Source organism: Streptomyces sp. NRRL F-6676 (assembly GCF_000725625.1).
Lineage (GTDB): Bacteria > Actinomycetota > Actinomycetes > Streptomycetales > Streptomycetaceae > Streptomyces.
Map to the genome: position 1 here is coordinate 1 of NZ_JOHS01000025.1, position 16,837 is coordinate 16,837.

The 16,837-nt window shown below is 75.0% G+C and carries 9 protein-coding genes and 1 riboswitch; of the genes, 3 read left to right on the forward strand and 6 right to left on the reverse strand.

The genetic code is table 11. The features are described from left to right. Positions 1–94: 94 nt before the first annotated feature. The 4 genes from IO29_RS38550 to IO29_RS17460 form a co-directional block, all read right to left on the reverse strand. Positions 95–1,171: a hypothetical protein gene (locus IO29_RS38550; protein WP_158709343.1), complete on the reverse strand. Its 1,077-nt coding sequence runs from the start codon at positions 1,169–1,171 to the stop codon at positions 95–97. A gap of 127 nt (positions 1,172–1,298) precedes the next feature. After that, the gene (locus IO29_RS17450) at positions 1,299–2,531 is read right to left on the reverse strand and encodes a VWA domain-containing protein (RefSeq protein WP_033225839.1); all 1,233 of its coding nucleotides are present in this window, start codon (positions 2,529–2,531) and stop codon (positions 1,299–1,301) included. Continuing rightward, on the reverse strand, positions 2,528–4,987 hold the full coding sequence (locus IO29_RS17455; RefSeq protein ID WP_234307547.1) for a DUF5682 family protein: 2,460 nt from the start codon (positions 4,985–4,987) through the stop codon (positions 2,528–2,530). The genes IO29_RS17450 and IO29_RS17455 overlap by 4 nt, the downstream gene beginning before the upstream one ends. Further along, positions 4,984–6,138 (reverse strand): ATP-binding protein, encoded by a 1,155-nt coding sequence (locus tag IO29_RS17460; RefSeq protein ID WP_030380410.1) that lies wholly within the window; start codon positions 6,136–6,138, stop codon positions 4,984–4,986. Before IO29_RS17460 ends, IO29_RS17455 begins: the two co-directional genes overlap by 4 nt. Positions 6,139–6,269: 131 nt before the next feature. Between IO29_RS17460 and IO29_RS17465 the strand changes: the two genes are divergently transcribed. Both IO29_RS17465 and IO29_RS17470 read left to right on the forward strand, forming a co-directional pair. Beyond that, entirely contained in the window at positions 6,270–7,676 is a 1,407-nt protein-coding gene (locus tag IO29_RS17465) for a hypothetical protein (RefSeq protein ID WP_078618323.1), read from the forward strand. Positions 7,677–7,746: 70 nt separating this feature from the next. Further along, positions 7,747–9,375, forward strand: a complete 1,629-nt coding sequence (locus tag IO29_RS17470; RefSeq protein ID WP_030380412.1) for a DUF5691 domain-containing protein — start codon at positions 7,747–7,749, stop codon at positions 9,373–9,375. A 423-nt stretch (positions 9,376–9,798) separates the two neighbouring features. Here the strand turns inward: IO29_RS17470 and IO29_RS17475 are convergent, their stop codons facing one another. Further along, entirely contained in the window at positions 9,799–10,215 is a 417-nt protein-coding gene (locus tag IO29_RS17475) for a coenzyme B12-dependent isobutyryl CoA mutase small subunit (protein WP_030380413.1), read from the reverse strand. 516 nt (positions 10,216–10,731) lie between these two features. Between IO29_RS17475 and IO29_RS17480 the strand changes: the two genes are divergently transcribed. Then, the gene (locus IO29_RS17480; RefSeq protein ID WP_030380414.1) at positions 10,732–12,369 is read left to right on the forward strand and encodes a M23 family metallopeptidase; all 1,638 of its coding nucleotides are present in this window, start codon (positions 10,732–10,734) and stop codon (positions 12,367–12,369) included. A 126-nt stretch (positions 12,370–12,495) separates the two neighbouring features. On the opposite strand, the gene IO29_RS17485 is transcribed toward IO29_RS17480, so the two are convergent. Beyond that, positions 12,496–15,180 (reverse strand): ATP-dependent DNA helicase, encoded by a 2,685-nt coding sequence (locus tag IO29_RS17485; RefSeq protein WP_030380415.1) that lies wholly within the window; start codon positions 15,178–15,180, stop codon positions 12,496–12,498. 485 nt (positions 15,181–15,665) lie between these two features. Beyond that, positions 15,666–15,839: riboswitch (cyclic di-AMP (ydaO/yuaA leader) on the forward strand. Positions 15,840–16,837 lie beyond the last annotated feature (998 nt).

Below are 16,837 nucleotides of genomic sequence, written 5' to 3' on the forward strand. Positions count from 1 at the left end.
CGCCAACTCACCCCGGAGCCGTTCCACCTCCCCCAACCTCATACCGAGAAGATGCCCAACACCAGGCGAGATCACCCAACGTAACGAAGCACTACTAGTCCGGGGGCTCCGGAACCGTCCCGTCCAGGTCCCGCGTTCCGGGGGCGACGCACTCCGCGACGGCGCCGGGCGCGAGCCTCGGCAGCGCGCGGTGGTGGAAGGGCACGGCGTGCGCGTCGCCGTGCCGGGGGCCGCCGTTGTCGACGGCGGACCGCTCGCCCCGCAGCCCGGACGGGTCACCGCCGGGCGACTGGGGCAGGGGCGCGGGAAGCTGCCCGGCGCGTGCGGCGGACTCCGCCGCCCGGCCCGCGCTCCCCGCCTCGGCCAGGGCCGCCACCTCGGCACCCCCGGGCCACGGCCCGTGCGCGACGGACACCACCGGCTCCGCCCGCTCCCGCGGTTCCGCCACCGCCCGCTCCGCCACCGCCCGCTCCGGCGCCGACGACGCGGGCGGCTCCCGTACGAGCCCGGCTGCCGGCTCCGACGGGGTGACCGGCACGGGCACGAGCGGTACCGAAGCCACGGGCAGCGGAAGCGGCAGCGCCGGGACCTGCGGCAACAGCACCGTCACATCCCCCAGCCCACCCGTGACCGCTTCGATGACCCCGCCGACCGGCGCCACGGCCTCCTCCACCACCGGTCGCACCAACCCGCCGGCAACCGGCACGACCACCTGCCGCACAGCACCGCTCACCCCGGCCACGGCATCTCGGAGGCCGGGAGCGGCCGCCGCGCTGGGTGCGGCCGGTGCGTTACGACGGCTGTGCTTGTGAGGCGTGCTGTCGGCACCGCCGCCCCGCGCCGCGCTCGCCGCGCTCGTCGTACTCGCCGCGCTCCCCGTACTCGCCGCACGGGAAGCAGGCGCCGCACCGGGCGCCGCCTCGACCACGGCCGACGTCGCCTGGGCCACGACCGCCGGCACGTCGGTCACCGGCGCATCCGTCACCGTCACCGGCCCGTCGGCCACCGGCACCGGCGCCCCCTCCGCCGCCTGTGCCCTCCCCCCGTACAGGAGCCCGAGCACCACCAACCCGCCCACCAGCAGCGCCAGTCGCAGCGCACGTCGGACGGCCGCCGTGCGCGCGACGCGCAGGACGGCGCCTGCGGGGTGCGGCGCGGCGGGCGGGACCAAGGCGGGACAGCCTCCGTGGGACGGGCGGAACCAGAGGGGTACGAGCGAAGGAGCACCGATACTCGCACGCCGCCTCCGAGCCCGCGCAAGCCCCTCGCTTCCTCGCTTCCTCGCCTCCTCCCCTCCCTCAGCCCACGTCCGGTATCGGCAGCGGCCGTTTCTCGAGCGCCGCCGCCATCACCTCGGGGAACAGCTCGGGCGTGCACGCGAACGCCGGTGCCCCGAGCGCCGCGAGGGCCGCCGCGTGCTCGCGGTCGTAGGCGGGCGCCCCCTCGTCGGACAGCGCGAGCAGCGCCACGAACCGCACCCCCGACGCCCGCATCGCCGCCACCCGCTTCAGCATCTCGTCGCGTATCCCCCCTTCGTAGAGGTCGCTGATGAGGACCACGACCGTGTCGGCGGGCCGGGTGATCCTCGACTGGCAGTAGGACAGCGCCCTGTTGATGTCCGTGCCGCCGCCGAGCCGCGTGCCGAACAGGACGTCGACCGGGTCGTCGAGCCGGTCCGTCAGATCGGCCACCGCCGTGTCGAAGACGACGAGCCGTGTGGCGATCGACCGCATCGACGCCAGCACCGCCCCGAACACGGACGCGTACACGACGGACGACGCCATCGACCCCGACTGGTCGATGCAGAGGATCACCTCCTTCTTCACCGACCGCGACGCACGCCCGTGCCCGACGAGCCGCTCCGGCACGACCGTGCCGTGCTCGGGCAGGTAGTGCTTGAGGTTGGCCGCGATCGTCCGGTTCCAGTCGATGTCGCCGTGGCGGGGCCGGGCGACCCGGGCGCCGCGGTCGAGGGCGCCGGTGAGCGCGGCCCGGGTGCGGGTGGCGAGCCGCTTCTCCAACTCCTCGACCACCTTGCGCACCACCGCCCGTGCCGTCTCCCTCGTCGTCTCGGGCATCGCCTTGGTGAGGGAGAGCAGGGTGCCGACGAGGTGGACGTCCGCCTCCACCGCCTCCAGCAGCTCCGGCTCCAGCAGCAGCGTGGCCAGGCCGAGCCGGTCGATCGCGTCCCGCTGCATCACCCGCACCACGGAGGCCGGGAAGTACGTCCGTATGTCCCCGAGCCAGCGGGCGACCGACGGCGCGGACGCCCCGAGCCCCGCCGAACGGTCCCGGCCCGACGCCGGTTTCTCCTCCTTCCCGTAGAGCGCGCCCAGCGCGCCGTCCATCGCCGCGTCCCGCCCGGCGAGTTCTTGCCCGGTGCCGTCCGCACCGCCCCCACCGAGTACGAGCCGCCACCGCCGCAACCGCTCCTCCGCCGCGCCCGGTGCGCCCGGTCCGTCCGGTCCGTCCGGTGAGGCCGGCCCGTCCGGTGTCCCCGGCGCCCGCGGCACCTGCTGTTCCGCCGTCATACCGCCGCCTCCCCGTACCCGTTGAACGCGTCCCGCCCGCCGTCGCGCGGGAGACCGGCGTGTGGAAGGCCGGTGCGCGGGAGACCGGTGCGCGGAAGTCCGGCGGACGGCGGCTCCTCCTTCTCCTCCGTGCCGGGGAGGCCGGGGAGGCCGGTCAGGCCGAGGAGCAGCCCCAGCACCGGCAGTACGGCGTCCGCGCGCTCCGCGTCGAGGCCGTCCCCGAACCCCGGGACGCCCGCGCCCCCGTGCCCCGCGCTCCCCCGCGCCCCGGGACCGCGCCGCACCAGTTCGCCGAGCGTTCTGCGCACCCCCGCCTCGTACGCCGCGAACGTGCGCCGCAGCAGGGGCAGTACGTCGTCGAACGCCTGCGCGGGGACCCCCGTGAGCCAGGCGTCCACCAGCCCCCGCAGCCGTTCGTCGTGCACGAGCAGCATTCCGCCGCCGGAGCCGCCCCCGAGGAACCCCTCGATCCATGCGGCCGCGTCCGCCGGCGGCGTGCCCGGCGACAGGACGAGCCCCATCAGCCGGGCCGCCTCCCCCTCGGCCAGCACACCGTCGTCGAGCAGCAGCCGTACGGCTCGGCCGCGCACGAGCCCCGCGACCGTGTCCCGCGCCGACAGCACCCGCAGCACCGCGTGCCAGCGCCGGCGCAGGCCGCCGCGGCCGACCGGCGGCCCGGTCCCCTCGGCCAGCAGCGCCACCGCCCCGTGCACGGCGTCGACATGGCCCCGCAGCTCCGCCGCGGCCTCGGCGTCGAGCGCGGCACAGGCGGGCGGGAGGCCGACGAACACCCGCTCGGCCAGGCCCCCGGCGACCTCGGCCAGGGCCCCGGCGTCCGTGCCGCGCACGTCGCCGTAGCGCAGGGAGCGGACGAGCGCGGGCAGGGCCTGGGCGAGGTGGCCCACGTCGGTGTCGAGTGCCGCGCGGTCGGTGAGGACCCGCATCACCACCGGCAGCGCGTCCGGGAGCGAGGCGAGCAGACACCGTTCGGCGAGCGCGGTGACCTCGGCGAGCCCCCGCGCGGACAACGCCTCCGCCTCGGCCTTCGCGGTCGCGGCGGCGAGCACCGTGGTTCCCCACACCCCCGCCTCCGCCACCCGCACCGCCAGTTCGGGTTCCCAGCGCAGCCGCCAGGTCTCCCGGAAGGTGCCCGTGCCGGCGCGGCCTCCGGTCGGCTCGCCCCAGCCGATGCCCAGCAGTCGCAGCCGGTGCAGCACCCGGCTGCGCCCCGCGTCGGTCTCCTTGCGCAGGTCCAGTTCGGCCTCGCGCGCCGACGGTTCGGGTTTCAGCCGCAGCCGCCGCTGGTGCCGGGCGAGGTCCCGCTGAAGGGGCACCGCGGGCGCCGAGTCGGGGACCTCTCCCAGCACCTCCCCGACCACGAGCCGGTCCCGCACCAGCGCCAGCGGCACGTCCGAGCCCTCGCACAGCACCGCCCGCACGGCGTCGAGCGTCTCGGTCAGCCCGGGCAGCGGCCGGCCGCGCAGCACCGCGAGCGTCTCCGCGAGCCGTACCGCCTCGATGACGTCGGCGGACGACACCATCCGGTCCTCGGCCCGGAGCAGCCCGGCCACCTTGGTCAGCCACCGTTCGACGGGCCGGTCCGGGGCGGCGAAGAGATGGCCGTACCAGCCGGGTGACTCGATGCCCGCGCCGTAGCCCCCCGCCCGGGACAGTCTGCCGTGGGTCCACGGCACCCACGTCATGTCGGCCCTCACCCGGGGCAGGCCCTTCACCAGCGCCCGGTCGGCGGCCAGGGTGGTGCGCTCCCGCAGCGCGGGCACGTGCCAGGCCCCGCACACCACGGCCACCCGGTCTCCGAACTCCTTGACCGCCGCCCGCACCTGGATCCGCATGTACGCCTCGCGGACCAGGTCCCGCGCGTGCCCGCCGTCGCCGTAGGTCTCCCGGAGCGCGGCCATCGCCTCGCCGAGCGCCGCGAACGGCGCGAGGGCGTCCCCCGCGGCGCCCCGGTGTTCGACCGCGTCCTCCCACCAGCGCTCGGGATCGTCGTACCCGGCGGCGTCGGCGAGCACGGCGAGCGGATCGACCCGCACGCGCTGGGCCTCGTCGGTCTCCCCGGCGCCGTCGGTCTCCCCGGCCTCGTCGGCGTCGTCGGCGTCTTCCCGCTCCCAGGCCAGGGTGTGCGCGGCCGGAAGGTCGATGAAGCGGGCGGGCACGTCGTGCTCCAGCGCCCAGCGGAGGGCCACCCACTCCGGGGAGAACTCGGCCAGCGGCCAGAACACCGAGCGCCCCGGTTCGTCCACCGCGTGGGCGAGCAGCGCGACCGGCGGCCGCATCGCCTCGTCCGCCGCGAGCGGGATCAGCGGATCGGCCTCCGGCGGCCCCTCGATCAGTACGGTTCCGGGAGCCGCCGCGTCGAGCGCGGCCCGCACCGCCCGCGCCGAGCCCGGTCCGTGGTGACGGACGCCGAGCAGCAGCGGCCCCGTGCCGGTCATGGGCTCACCTCCCGGCAGGCCCGGTAGAAGTCCGCCCACCCCTCCCGCTCCCGGACGACCGCCTCCAGGTACTCACGCCAGGCGACCCGGTCGGCCGCCGGGTCCCGGACGACGGCGCCCAGGACGCCCGCGGCGACGTCGCCCGGCCGCAGTACGCCGTCACCGAAGTGGGCGGCCAGGGCGAGCCCGCCGGTGACCACGGAGATCGCCTCTGCCGTGGAGAGAGTGCCGCTGGGCGACTTCAGCTTCGTCCGACCGTCCGCGGTGACGCCGTCGCGCAGTTCGCGGAAGACGGTGACGACGCGGCGGATCTCGTCGATGCCGTCGGGCGCCGCGGGCAGGTCGAGTGCGCGGCCGATCTGGTCGACCCGGCGGGTGACGATCTCGACCTCGGCCTCGGCCGTCTCCGGCAGGGGCAGCACCACCGTGTTGAAACGGCGGCGCAGGGCGCTGGAGAGCTCGTTGACCCCGCGGTCACGGTCGTTGGCGGTGGCGATGAGGTTGAAACCGCGGACGGCCTGCACCTCCTCTCCCAGTTCCGGTATCGGCAGAGACTTCTCGGACAGGATGGTGATGAGCGAGTCCTGGACATCCGCGGGAACGCGGGTCAGTTCCTCGACGCGGGCGGTCATTCCCGCGGCCATCGCGCGCAGCACCGGGCTCGGCACCAGCGCCTCCCGGCTGGGGCCGCGGGCCAGCAGTTGCGCGTAGTTCCAGCCGTAGCGGATCGCCTCCTCCGGGGTGCCGGCGGTGCCCTGGACCAGCAGCGTCGAGTCGCCGCTGACGGCCGCGGCGAGGTGTTCCGACACCCAGGTCTTGGCGGTGCCGGGCACGCCGAGCAGGAGCAGGGCGCGGTCGGTGGCGAGGGTGGTGACGGCGACCTCGACGATGCGACGCGGGCCCACGTACTTCGGTGTGATCACCGTGCCGTCCGCCAGCGTCCCGCCGAGCAGGTACGTCGCCACGGCCCACGGCGACAGTTTCCAGCGGGGCGGGCGCGGGCGGTCGTCCCGCGCGGCCAGTGCGGCGAGTTCACCGGCGAACGCGTCCTCGGCGTGTGGCCGCAGTACCCCGGCGGCCTTCGTCGCGTGCACGTTGTCGTCGTCGGTTCCGCCGTGTGCGGTGGTCGTCTCTTCCACGGGCGCAGGCATGGGCAGGTCCCCCTCCAGCTCGGCCGGTCCGGATCTGGTTCCACCCTGCACCACCCCACTGACAATCGCTCTGACCTGCACAGACGCTCGCGCAGGGCGGATTGTCAGTGGCGGGATCTACCGTCGTTGGCATGAGTGATGCGGGGGTGCGCCGGGCCACGGACCAGATCCCGGCACCGACGTCCGGCGCTGTGCCGGGCGCGGCGTCCGACGCCACGCCGGGCGCGGCGGATGCCGCGTCCGGGGCGGCCGGTCCGCGCCCGGACGCGGGCAGTGCACGGGAGGGGGCGGCCACGGTTCGCGGAACGCGGCGGGCGGAGGAAGAGCGGACGGCGGACTACGGCGGAAGCTCCGGTCCCAGGATTTCCGGGCTCACGGGACCCACGCCCACCGACCCCGTGCCCACCGGTTCCACGCCCACTGATCCGGGGCCCGCCGGATCCGGGCTGGCCGGTTCCGGGCCCGCCGGTTCCGAGCCGGCCGGTTCCGAGCCCGCCGGGTCCGAGCCCGCCGGATCCGAGCCGGCCGATCCCGGGCCCGCCGGGTCCGGGCCGGCTGATCCCGGGCCCGCCGGGTCCGGGCCGGCTGATCCCCGGGCGGCCCGGCGCCGGGCGGAGCTGCGGGCGGCCCGGATCACGGCGGGGGCCACGGAGTTGGAGCAGCGGCTGGCCGATCTGCTGCGCGGGGGCCTGGCCGCCGCCGAGGAGAAGGGGTACGGGCTGTGGGAGGAGACGGCGGCCCGCATGGTCGACGCGCAGGCGCCCGGACTTGCCGCGGGTGTACGGGAGTTGGGGGCGATACCGGGGTCGGGTCCCGGCTGGCCCGCCCGGCTGCTGGAGGAGTGCGCGCTGCTCCACCTCCTCGACCGGGGCTGGCTGCGCCACGGCGAACTGCCCGACGGCCTGGCGGCGACGGTCCGCTCGCGGATCGGCCTGCCCGCCTCGCCCGCGGAACCGCCGGTGCGGGACCGCTGGCTGGTGCTGGCCCAGTACGACACACAGGACAGCCGGCTCACCACCCGCCGGATCTGGCTGCACGGCACCGCATCCGGCCGTACGGCGCTGGTCCTGTCGTACGGGGGCGGGGGCCGGGCGCCGGAGCTGTCCCTGCCGGTGGGGCTGGCGCTGGACGCGGAGACGGTGGCGTACCCCGGGGCGGGCCGGCTGCGGGTGGCCCTGGGCGAGCGGTTCTCGGCCCCCGGCCCGGTGCCGATACGCCCGCCGGGCAGCGGTCCGGCCGAGGCCGCCGCCCGCTACGGCGAGGCCCTGCGCGACGATCCGTGGCTGGACGCCTGCCCGGTGACGCTGCGCCGCGTGGTGCCGGTCCCGGCCGGGGAGGGCGCCTGGCAACTGGCCGACGCGGACGGCGACCTGGCGCTGCCCGTCACCGCGGCGGCCGTATCCCGACCTGGCCTGTGGCGCCTGGTCGCCCTGTCGGGCGGCGCCCCGGTCACGGTCTTCGGCGAGTGCGGCCACCGCGGCTTCACCCCGCTGACGGCCTGGCCGGAGGGGACCGGAGAGGCGGTGGCGCTGTGCTGACCCCGGCCCCGCGCACAGCGCCGTCTGCCTCCCTCGCCCGCCCCCTCTTCTCCTCACGGAAGGAACGCGTATGAGCAGCACCCGCTCCGCTCCCGGCCCGCTCCGCTGGGAGGAACTGGTGACGGCGGCCCTGCTGGGCACCGACCGCCGGACGCCGCCGGGGCTGCCGCCCGGCCGCGAGGCACCGGCGGCCCTGCTGGACGCCGCGGCCGTGGCGACCGTACGGCGGCGGGCCGGGCTGCGCGCCGCGCCCGCCGCCGCCCGGCCGGCGCCCGCCGAGCCCGACCCGCGCCCCCCGCTGCCGCCCGCGGCGGCGCGCCGGCTGGCGGCGCTGCTGACGGACCGGCCCGGGACGGCGGGCGGTCGTCGGGGAGCGGCGCCGGATCTGAGGGAGCTGCTCCCGCAGTGGCTGTCGCTGGCGAACGAGCGGGGTTTCGCGGCGCCGCCCGAAGCGCTGCCGGCGCTGCTGGACGCGGCGCGGGGGCGTACGGACCTGCGCCCGGCGGCACTCGCCTTCGCGGGACCGCGGGCGCTGTGGCTGGCCCGGCTCAACCCGGACTGGCGGTTCGCCCTGCGGGCCGCGCCGGGCGGCGGTGCGGAACTGCCGTCGGCCGAGGAGTCCGACCGGGTGCGGGAGCTGTGGCAGAAGGGCCTGTTCGCCGAGCGTGTGGCACTGCTCACGGCGCTCAGGGCTCGCACGCCCGCCGCCGGCCGTGCGCTGCTGTCGACGACGTGGCCGACGGAGCGGGCCGAGGACCGGCTGATGTTCCTCGACTCGCTGCGGACGGGGCTCGGACCCGAGGACGAGCCGTTCCTGGAGCAGGCCCTCGCCGACCGCAGTCGCAACGTACGGGCCACGGCGGCGGAGTTGCTGTCGGCGCTGCCGGGGTCGGCACTGGCCGCGCGCATGGGCCGGCGGGCGGCCACGTGCGTGGCGGTCGACGTGACCGGCCGGGTGCCGACGCTGGTGGTGGAGGCCCCGCACGAGTGCGACGCGGGCATGGAGCGCGACGGAGTGGTGGCCCAGCCGCCGGCCGGGCGCGGCGAACGCTCCTGGTGGCTGGGCCAGTTGCTGGACGCCGCACCGCTCGCGACCTGGCCGGCCCGGTTCGGGGGCCGTACACCGGAGGAGATCGTCGCCCTGCCCGTGGCCGACGACTGGCAGGGCGAGCTGCACGCGGCGTGGTGCCGGGCGGCGGTACGGCAGCGGGACCCCGGGTGGGCGCGGGCGCTCCTCGGCATACCGTCCGCGCCGGAGGCCGGGGGCCCGGGCGCGGTGTCCCTGGCGGAACGGGCGAAGCTCCTCGGCACGCTCGGGGCGGCGGAGCGGGCGGCGTGGGTGGCCGGGTTCATCGGAACGCACGGGCTGTCGGAGGCGTTCCAGCTCCTCGGCGTGTGCGCGGTCCCGTGGGCGGAGGAACTGGGAGGGGCGGTGGTGGACGCGCTCAACATCGCACGGGATGCCGGGAGTTACCCGTGGAGCTTCAGCGGGGTGATGGGCCTGGCGGAACGCTGCCTGGCTCCTGCGGAGGCGAACCGGCTGGAGTCGCTCACCGCGACCCCCGACGAGACGGAGGGCTCGGCGCCGGGGGCGGGGGGCTACTGGGCGGAGGCGTTCCAACGCCTGACGGCAACGTTGCGACTACGCGCGACGATGGCCGACGAACTGACCCCTCCGCCGGCACGGACCGGCCACTGACTTCCGGTTGCGCGAGAGGGGGTGAGGGCGAAGTCGTACGGCGAGTGCGGCCCCGTGGCGGCGGGTCGCGCAGTTCCCCGCGCCCCTGAAGGGGGTGGCCGAGCCGCGTGTTCGGGTGCGGGTGAATCGTGGTTGCCCGCGCAGTTCCCCGCGCCCCTGGGTTGGCCGGGCGATCCGGGGATGCGGGGGCGCAGCCCCAGGCGTTTTCGGGGGTCCAGGGGGCGGAGCTCCCTTGGGGTGGGGGCGGAGCGCCGTGGCTGCTCCGGGGGCGGAGCCCCTCACGTCTTTCGGGGGGTGCAGGGGGCGGAGCCCCCGCGTCCCACCCACCTCCGGGGTCGAAGGGGCGGAGCCCCTGGAGGGCGGGAAGGGCAGGGGCGGCGGGGGCGAAAAAACCACCGCCGTCACACGCCCCGCACCCCCGCCCTACGCCCCCGCCGGCTGCCGCACATTCCCCCGCACCCACTCCACGATCGACGCCGTCGTCGCCCCCGGCGTGAAGATCTCCGCAACCCCCTTCTCCTTCAACGGCACGATGTCCGCCTCCGGAATGATCCCGCCCCCGAACACCTTGATGTCCTCCGCGTCCCGCTCCTTCAACAGCTCGATCACCGCCGCGAAGAGCGTGTTGTGCGCCCCGGACAGAATCGACAGCCCGATCGCGTCGGCGTCCTCCTGGATCGCCGTGTCGACGATCTGCTCCGGCGTCTGGTGGAGCCCGGTGTAGATGACCTCCATCCCCGCGTCCCGAAGCGCCCGCGCGATCACCTTGGCCCCGCGATCGTGACCGTCGAGCCCCGGCTTGGCCACCACCACACGGATCGGTCCCGCTGCCACACCCACCACTCCCTCCATGACGACAAGCGACTACCAGCGACGACTGCCCGACGTCGAACAACCTCCCGAACGAGGCCGGCCGACGCCCGAACGACGTCCAAACGAAGTGAACGAACGTTATCTACAGCATCCCGCAACCAGCCGATCCCCGCCGCACACAGAGGGGGAAATCACACGGCGGGACACACCTTCACCCTCCCCCACCCCGCCAGCCCCGTTTCCCCCGCCGGCCACGCGCACCCGCACCCGCGCGAACACGGCTCGCCCACCCACGCGAGCCCCGCCCATGTAAGCCCCGCCCAGCCAGTCGGCCCCTGACCGACGCACCGCGCACCACGACCGCCACACTCGAACGCGCCTCGAACATAAGGCCAAGGCCGTGTCCAACGCCCCCCGAAAGACGGTCGAATGCCCGTTTCCCCCGGGGGCGAAACCCGCAGAAGATTGTCGCGCCCGCATACCGCCGGGTACAGTCGCCGCACTGCTCTGCCAGCCCCTGTTGTCGAGGCGAAAGAGAAGTTGGTGAACGACCGTCACCCGTCGGGGACCACTACCTCCCCGGCCCCGGCTTCCGAAGCGGCCTCGGCGTCCTACACGCCGTACGGCGGAGAGGAAGCCCGGTACGGCGAGTTCACCCCCTACGGTGATCCCTCCGCCACCGCTTACCCCACCGCGACGACGACGGGACCGAGCGGCGGACAGCAGTCCGTCCCCTTCGGCAGCGACCCGCTCTTCGGCGACTTCCCCGGCACCGGCGCGTACGGCACCGACCAGTGGGCCGACCCCGGCCAGACGTACGGCACCGACCTCCACCACCTGCCGCCCTACGATCCGTACGCGGCCCCGCAGCAGTCCCTCTACGACTCCGGCGCCCACGACGCGTCCGCCTGGACCGACGGCTACCAGCCCCTGAACGGCATCCCCGCCCAGGGCTCGGCCCCCGAGGCGACCGGGCAGTGGAACGCACAGGCGTGGCAGCAGGCGGAGCAGTCCGACGGCGCGGGCGCCACCCAGCAGTGGGCGTGGGGCACCCAGACCTTCGACAGCGGCGTGTACGACGCCACGCAGTGGAACGGGGGCGCCGGAACCGGCGCGCAGGAACAGCACGAGGGCCTCGCACAGGAAAGCGCGTCGGCCGAGGAACCGTTCGGCCGCCAGGCGACCGCCGCCTTCGAGCCGGCGGACTCCTTCGACCACCCGGCCACCGCGGTCTTCGAGGCGGCCGAGCCGTTCGACCACGCCGCCACCGCCGTCGTCGAACAGGCCGTCCCCTTCGACCAGCAGGCCACCGCGACGTTCGAGTCGTTCGAGGAGTTCGGGGCGGCCGGGCCGGACGGCGGCGAGGACGTTCCCCCGCTCCTCGACGGCCAGGAGGAGCACGCGTCCGCCCCGCTCACGCGGACCGCGGCCCGTGCCGCCTCCCGCTCCCGCCGTCGCGCTCCGGCAAAACGTTCCGCGCTGCTCACCGTCGCGGTGCCCTCGGTCTGCGTCATCGGGGTCGCCTCCATCGCCGCCGCCACCGTCGACTTCGGCGGGGACGACGGCAAGGAGACGACGGCCGCCGGTTCCTCCGAGGCCACCGCGGTGCAGCCGGTCGCCGCAAACAACAAGCTGGACACCCAGCTCAAGAGCCTCTCCGCGGGCGCGGACGACTTCGCGGACCGGGCCAGCCGCACCCAGGAGCGCATGGACCTCAAGGCCCAGCAGGCGGCCCAGAAGAAGAGGGCGGCGCAGGAGGCGGCCCGCAAGGAGCGGCTGCGCCCCAAGTTCGTCCTCCCGGTCACGCAGAAGGGGCTCAGCGCCTACTTCGGCCAGGCCGGCGTCAACTGGATGTCCGTACACACGGGCATCGACTTCCCGGTGTCGTTCGGCACCACGGTGATGGCGGCGACGGACGGCACCGTGCGCACGCAGTGGAACAGCGCGTACGGCAACATGGCGATCGTCACCGCGAAGGACGGCACGGAGACGTGGTACTGCCACCTCTCCAGCTACCGCGTCGCCTCCGGTACGACCGTGAAGGCCGGCCAGCCGATCGCGTACTCCGGCAGCTCGGGCAACTCCACCGGCCCGCACCTGCACTTCGAGGTCCGGCCCGGCGGCGGCTCGGCCATCGACCCGCTGCCGTGGCTGCGCAGCCACGGCCTCAACCCGACGTAGGCCCCGCCGCCACTCGCCGTGGACCCCGCCGCCGCGCGACGTAGACCCCGCTGCCACTCGACGTAGACCCCTCCGCCGCGCGAGGCGGCCCGGTCCCGCCCTCCCGGGCGGACCGGACCGCTCCTGCTAGAGCTTCTCCACCGGCGCGTACCGCAGCAGCAGCCGCTTCGGCTTGGTGTCGCCGAAGTCGATCGTCGCCTCCGCCTTCGCGCCCGCGCCGGAGACCGAGACCACCGTGCCGAGGCCGAACTGGTCGTGGGTGACCCGATCGCCGACGGACAGGTCGACGGCCGGCTTCTCCCCCGCGCCGCCCCGGCCGGTCGCGAACCCCGCGCCCCCCGCCGCCGAGGAACGCGAACGGGACGGGAACGAGGAGGACAGCGACGACGACAGCGAGGCCGCCACGCCCGAGCCGCGCCCCGGCCTGCCGCCCCCGGCCGGCGCACCGGCCGACCCCGTCCGCTTCCACTCCACGTGCTGGTCGGGGATCTCCTCCAGGAAGCGGGAGGGCGGGTTGTACGACGGCTGTCCCCACGCACTGCGCAGCGCCGAGCGGGTCAGGTAGAGCCGCTCCCGCGCGCGCGTGATGCCGACGTACGCCAGTCGCCGCTCCTCCTCCAGTTCCTTGGTCTGTCCGAGCGCACGCATGTGCGGGAAGACGCCGTCCTCCATGCCGGTGAGGAAGACGACCGGGAACTCCAGACCCTTGGCGGTGTGCAGGGTCATCAGGGTGATGACGCCCGAGCCGTCCTCCTCGTCCGGGATCTGGTCGGAGTCGGCGACCAGGGCGACCTGTTCGAGGAAGTCGGCGAGGGTGCCACCGGGGCCCGCGCCGGCACCGGCACCGGCATCGGCATCGGCAGCGGCAGCGACGCCTTCGGCGCCCGCGCCCGCGTCCCCGGCATCCGCTGCCGCACCTGCGGCATCCGCTCCCGCTCCCGCGCCCTCGGCCGCGGTGGCGTCCGGTGCTGCCGCCGCGCCCCCCGCGCCGTTCCCCGCGCCGCGCTCCTGTTCGAACTCCAGGGCGACGGCGGCGAGTTCCTGGAGGTTCTCGATCCGGGTCTCGTCCTGCGGGTCCGTCGACGCCTGCAACTCGGCGAGATAGCCGGTGCGTTCGAGGATCGCCTCCAGGACCGTCGCCGGACCCGCCCCGGACTCGACGACCGTCCGCAGTTCCTCCATCAGCACGTTGAACCGCTTGACGGCGTTGGTGGAGCGGGCCGCCATGCCGTACGCCTCGTCGACGCGCCGCAGCGCCTGCGCGAAGCTGATCCGCTCGCGCTGCGCGAGGGCGTCGATCATCGCCTCGGCGCGCTCGCCGATGCCCCGCTTGGGCACGTTGAGGATGCGGCGCAGCGGAACGGAGTCCTCCGGGTTGGCGAGGACCCTCAGATAGGCCAGGACGTCCCGGACCTCCTTGCGCTCGTAGAAGCGGACACCGCCGACGACCTTGTAGGGCAGGCCGACGCGGATGAACACCTCTTCGAAGACACGGGACTGGGCGTTGGTGCGGTAGAAGACGGCGACGTCGCCCGCCTTGGCCTCGCCCGCGTCCGTGAGGCGGTCTATCTCGTCGGCGACGAACTGGGCCTCGTCGTGCTCGGTGTCGGCGACGTAACCGGTGATCCGCGCGCCCGTGCCCGCGTTGGTCCACAGGTTCTTGGGGCGGCGGGACTCGTTGCGTTCGATGACCGCGTTGGCGGCGGAGAGGATCGTCTGCGTGGAGCGGTAGTTCTGCTCCAGCAGGATCGTCGTCGCGTCCGGGTAGTCCTCCTCGAACTGGAGGATGTTGCGGATGGTCGCACCGCGGAAGGCGTAGATCGACTGGTCGGCGTCGCCGACGACGCACAGTTCGGCGGGCGGCACCTGGGCCTCCGGCGGGACGTCGACCGGCTGTTCGAAGGTGCCGACCAGTTCGCGGACGAGGGCGTACTGGGCGTGGTTGGTGTCCTGGTACTCGTCGACCAGGACGTGCCGGAAGCGGCGGCGGTAGTGCTCGGCGACGTCCGGGAAGACGCGCAGCATGTTGACCGTCGTCATGATCAGGTCGTCGAAGTCGAGCGCGTTGGCCTCGCGCAGCCGCGACTGGTACATGGCGTAGGCCTGGGCGAGGGTCTTCTCGAAGCCGTCGGCGGCCTGGGCGGCGAAGTCCTCCTCGTCGATCAGCTCGTTCTTCAGGTTGCTGATCTTGGCGCTGAAGGACTTCGGCGGGAAGCGCTTGGGGTCGAGGTCCAGGTCGCGACAGACGAGGGCCATCAGGCGCTTGGAGTCGGCGGCGTCGTAGATCGAGAAGGACGAGGTGAAGCCGAGCCGCTTGCTCTCGCGGCGCAGGATGCGGACGCAGGCGCTGTGGAACGTCATCACCCACATCGCGTGCGCGCGCGGGCCGACGAGCTGTTCGACGCGCTCCTTCATCTCGCCCGCGGCCTTGTTGGTGAACGTGATCGCGAGGATCTGACCTGGGTGGACGCTCCGCTCGGCCAGCAGATGGGCGATGCGGTGGGTGAGCACGCGGGTCTTGCCGGAGCCGGCGCCGGCGACGATGAGCAGGGGGGAGCCGGCGTGCACGACGGCCGCGCGCTGGTTCTCGTTCAGCCCGTCGAGCAGCGCGGCCGCGTCGAGGGCGGGGCGGGGGGCGCCGTTGCGGTAGTACGAGTCCCGGTCCGGAGGCGTGTCGAACTTCCCGCCGAACAGATCGTCCGGAACCTGCTCCGGAGCGTGCTCGTCCTCGGGCGGTGGCGGGGGTTCCTCCTCGTGGGCCCGCGGGGCCTGGAGGTCCGCCAGGAAGCTGTCGTCAAAGAGGCTGCTCATCGCTCTCCGAGTCTAGGGCGCCCCACCGACAACCGGCCGCCCCCTCGGAAACTCCGGGCGGTACGCGGGGCGGCCGGGGCGGTACGCGGGGCGATTCTCGGCGGCACGCGGGGCGGAACGCGGCGGTACACGGGGCGGTCCTCGGCAGTACGCGGGGCGCCTGGGCCTCCCGCGTGACGAAGCTCTCAGCCGCGGCGGCGGATCCGCCGTACCGGCGGGGACCCGGCGGCACGGCCGGGCGCCGGAGCGGCGTTCCCGGCACGATCACCGCTGGTGGCCGCGCGGCGAGGCGGAAACGGGCCGGTGGACGGGCCAACTGGCGGAACGATTCCGCCGGTTGGTCCGGACCGCTCCGGCAACCGAATCCCCACGCGAAGGTCACAAAAATGTATCGGACATAACGCACTTCGACCTTCACACGAGGGACACAAGTTGGCTACGGTGCCGACAGGCCGCTCGACGCAACCGGCGAACGTCGCCGGGCCGCGCGGCCTCCGCCGAGTCCGGCCCGCCCCCACGGCCGACCGGAGCCGGGGACCCAACCGAGACCTGGGGTGAATCGGCCCAACCGCCCCGCGCGCACGGGCCGTAGGGCAGTCCTTCCGGAACCATCCGCCCGAATCCGACAGCTAACCCGGTAGGCGGAGTACGGAAGGAGTCGCCTCTCTTGGCGTCGGACCAGAAACCGCTTCCTGCCGGTGTGTACCCCGTCGTCCCCGCACGGCCGGGGACGCCCGCCGCAGGACCGGGAACGCCCGCGCTCGCCGCGGGGGCCCTGGACCCCATGGCTCTGATCCCCCCGGCGGCGGACTCCGCGCCCGGGGCCGAGCCGCCGGCGCCGAGCCGTGCGGAGGTCCAGCAGCGGATCGACAACCTGTACCAACGGGTCGAGACGGCCACCGAGAACTACAACGCGACGCGCGTCATGGCCGCGAAGGAGCGGCAGCAGCCGGGGGCCGCGGCGGAGGCGGCCAAGCGCACGCAGTGGCTCGACGCGGCGCGCGCGAAGCTTGGTCCTTCCGTGGCCGCGGTGCTACCGGCCGACCGGCGCCCGGACCGCCCGGACCGCCCGGGCCGTTCCTCGTCGGGCCGGTCCGCCGGACGTCCGGCGGACGGGCACCCGTCGCGCCTGCGGCAGTCGTCGATCGACAGGACGGTCGCCGAACTGATCGCCGCGACGGAGAAGCGGCGGCCGGGAGGGGGCGCGCCCGCGCTGGGCCCCGGCCGCGCGATACCGGCGCTCGGGCCGGGGCGTACGGGTGGAACGGACGCGCCGGGCGGCGGTGCGGGTGATGCCGGTGGTGCCCGTGGTGTTGGTGGTGCCGCTGGTCTTGATGGTGTGGCGGATGGTCTGAACGGTCGTGGTGACCGGGGTGGTCCGGGTGGCCGGGGCAGGTCAGGGCCGGAGCTGCCGGCGTTGCCGGCGCCTCGGAGGCCGGCCTCGCCGAACGCGCCGCAGCGAACGCCGCGGACGCCGCGGACGTCCAAGGACGCGACGCAGCGGAAGCTCGCCACGGCGCGCGTACTGCTGTCGCAGCGAACGGGTGCACCGCACGCGGCACTGCGGAGCGCGCCGGCCTCACAGCCGTGGACGCCCCCCGCGCCCGCGCCCGCCCCGGGACAGGGAACGCCCTCGGGCGCGTACGCGGCGGTCGGG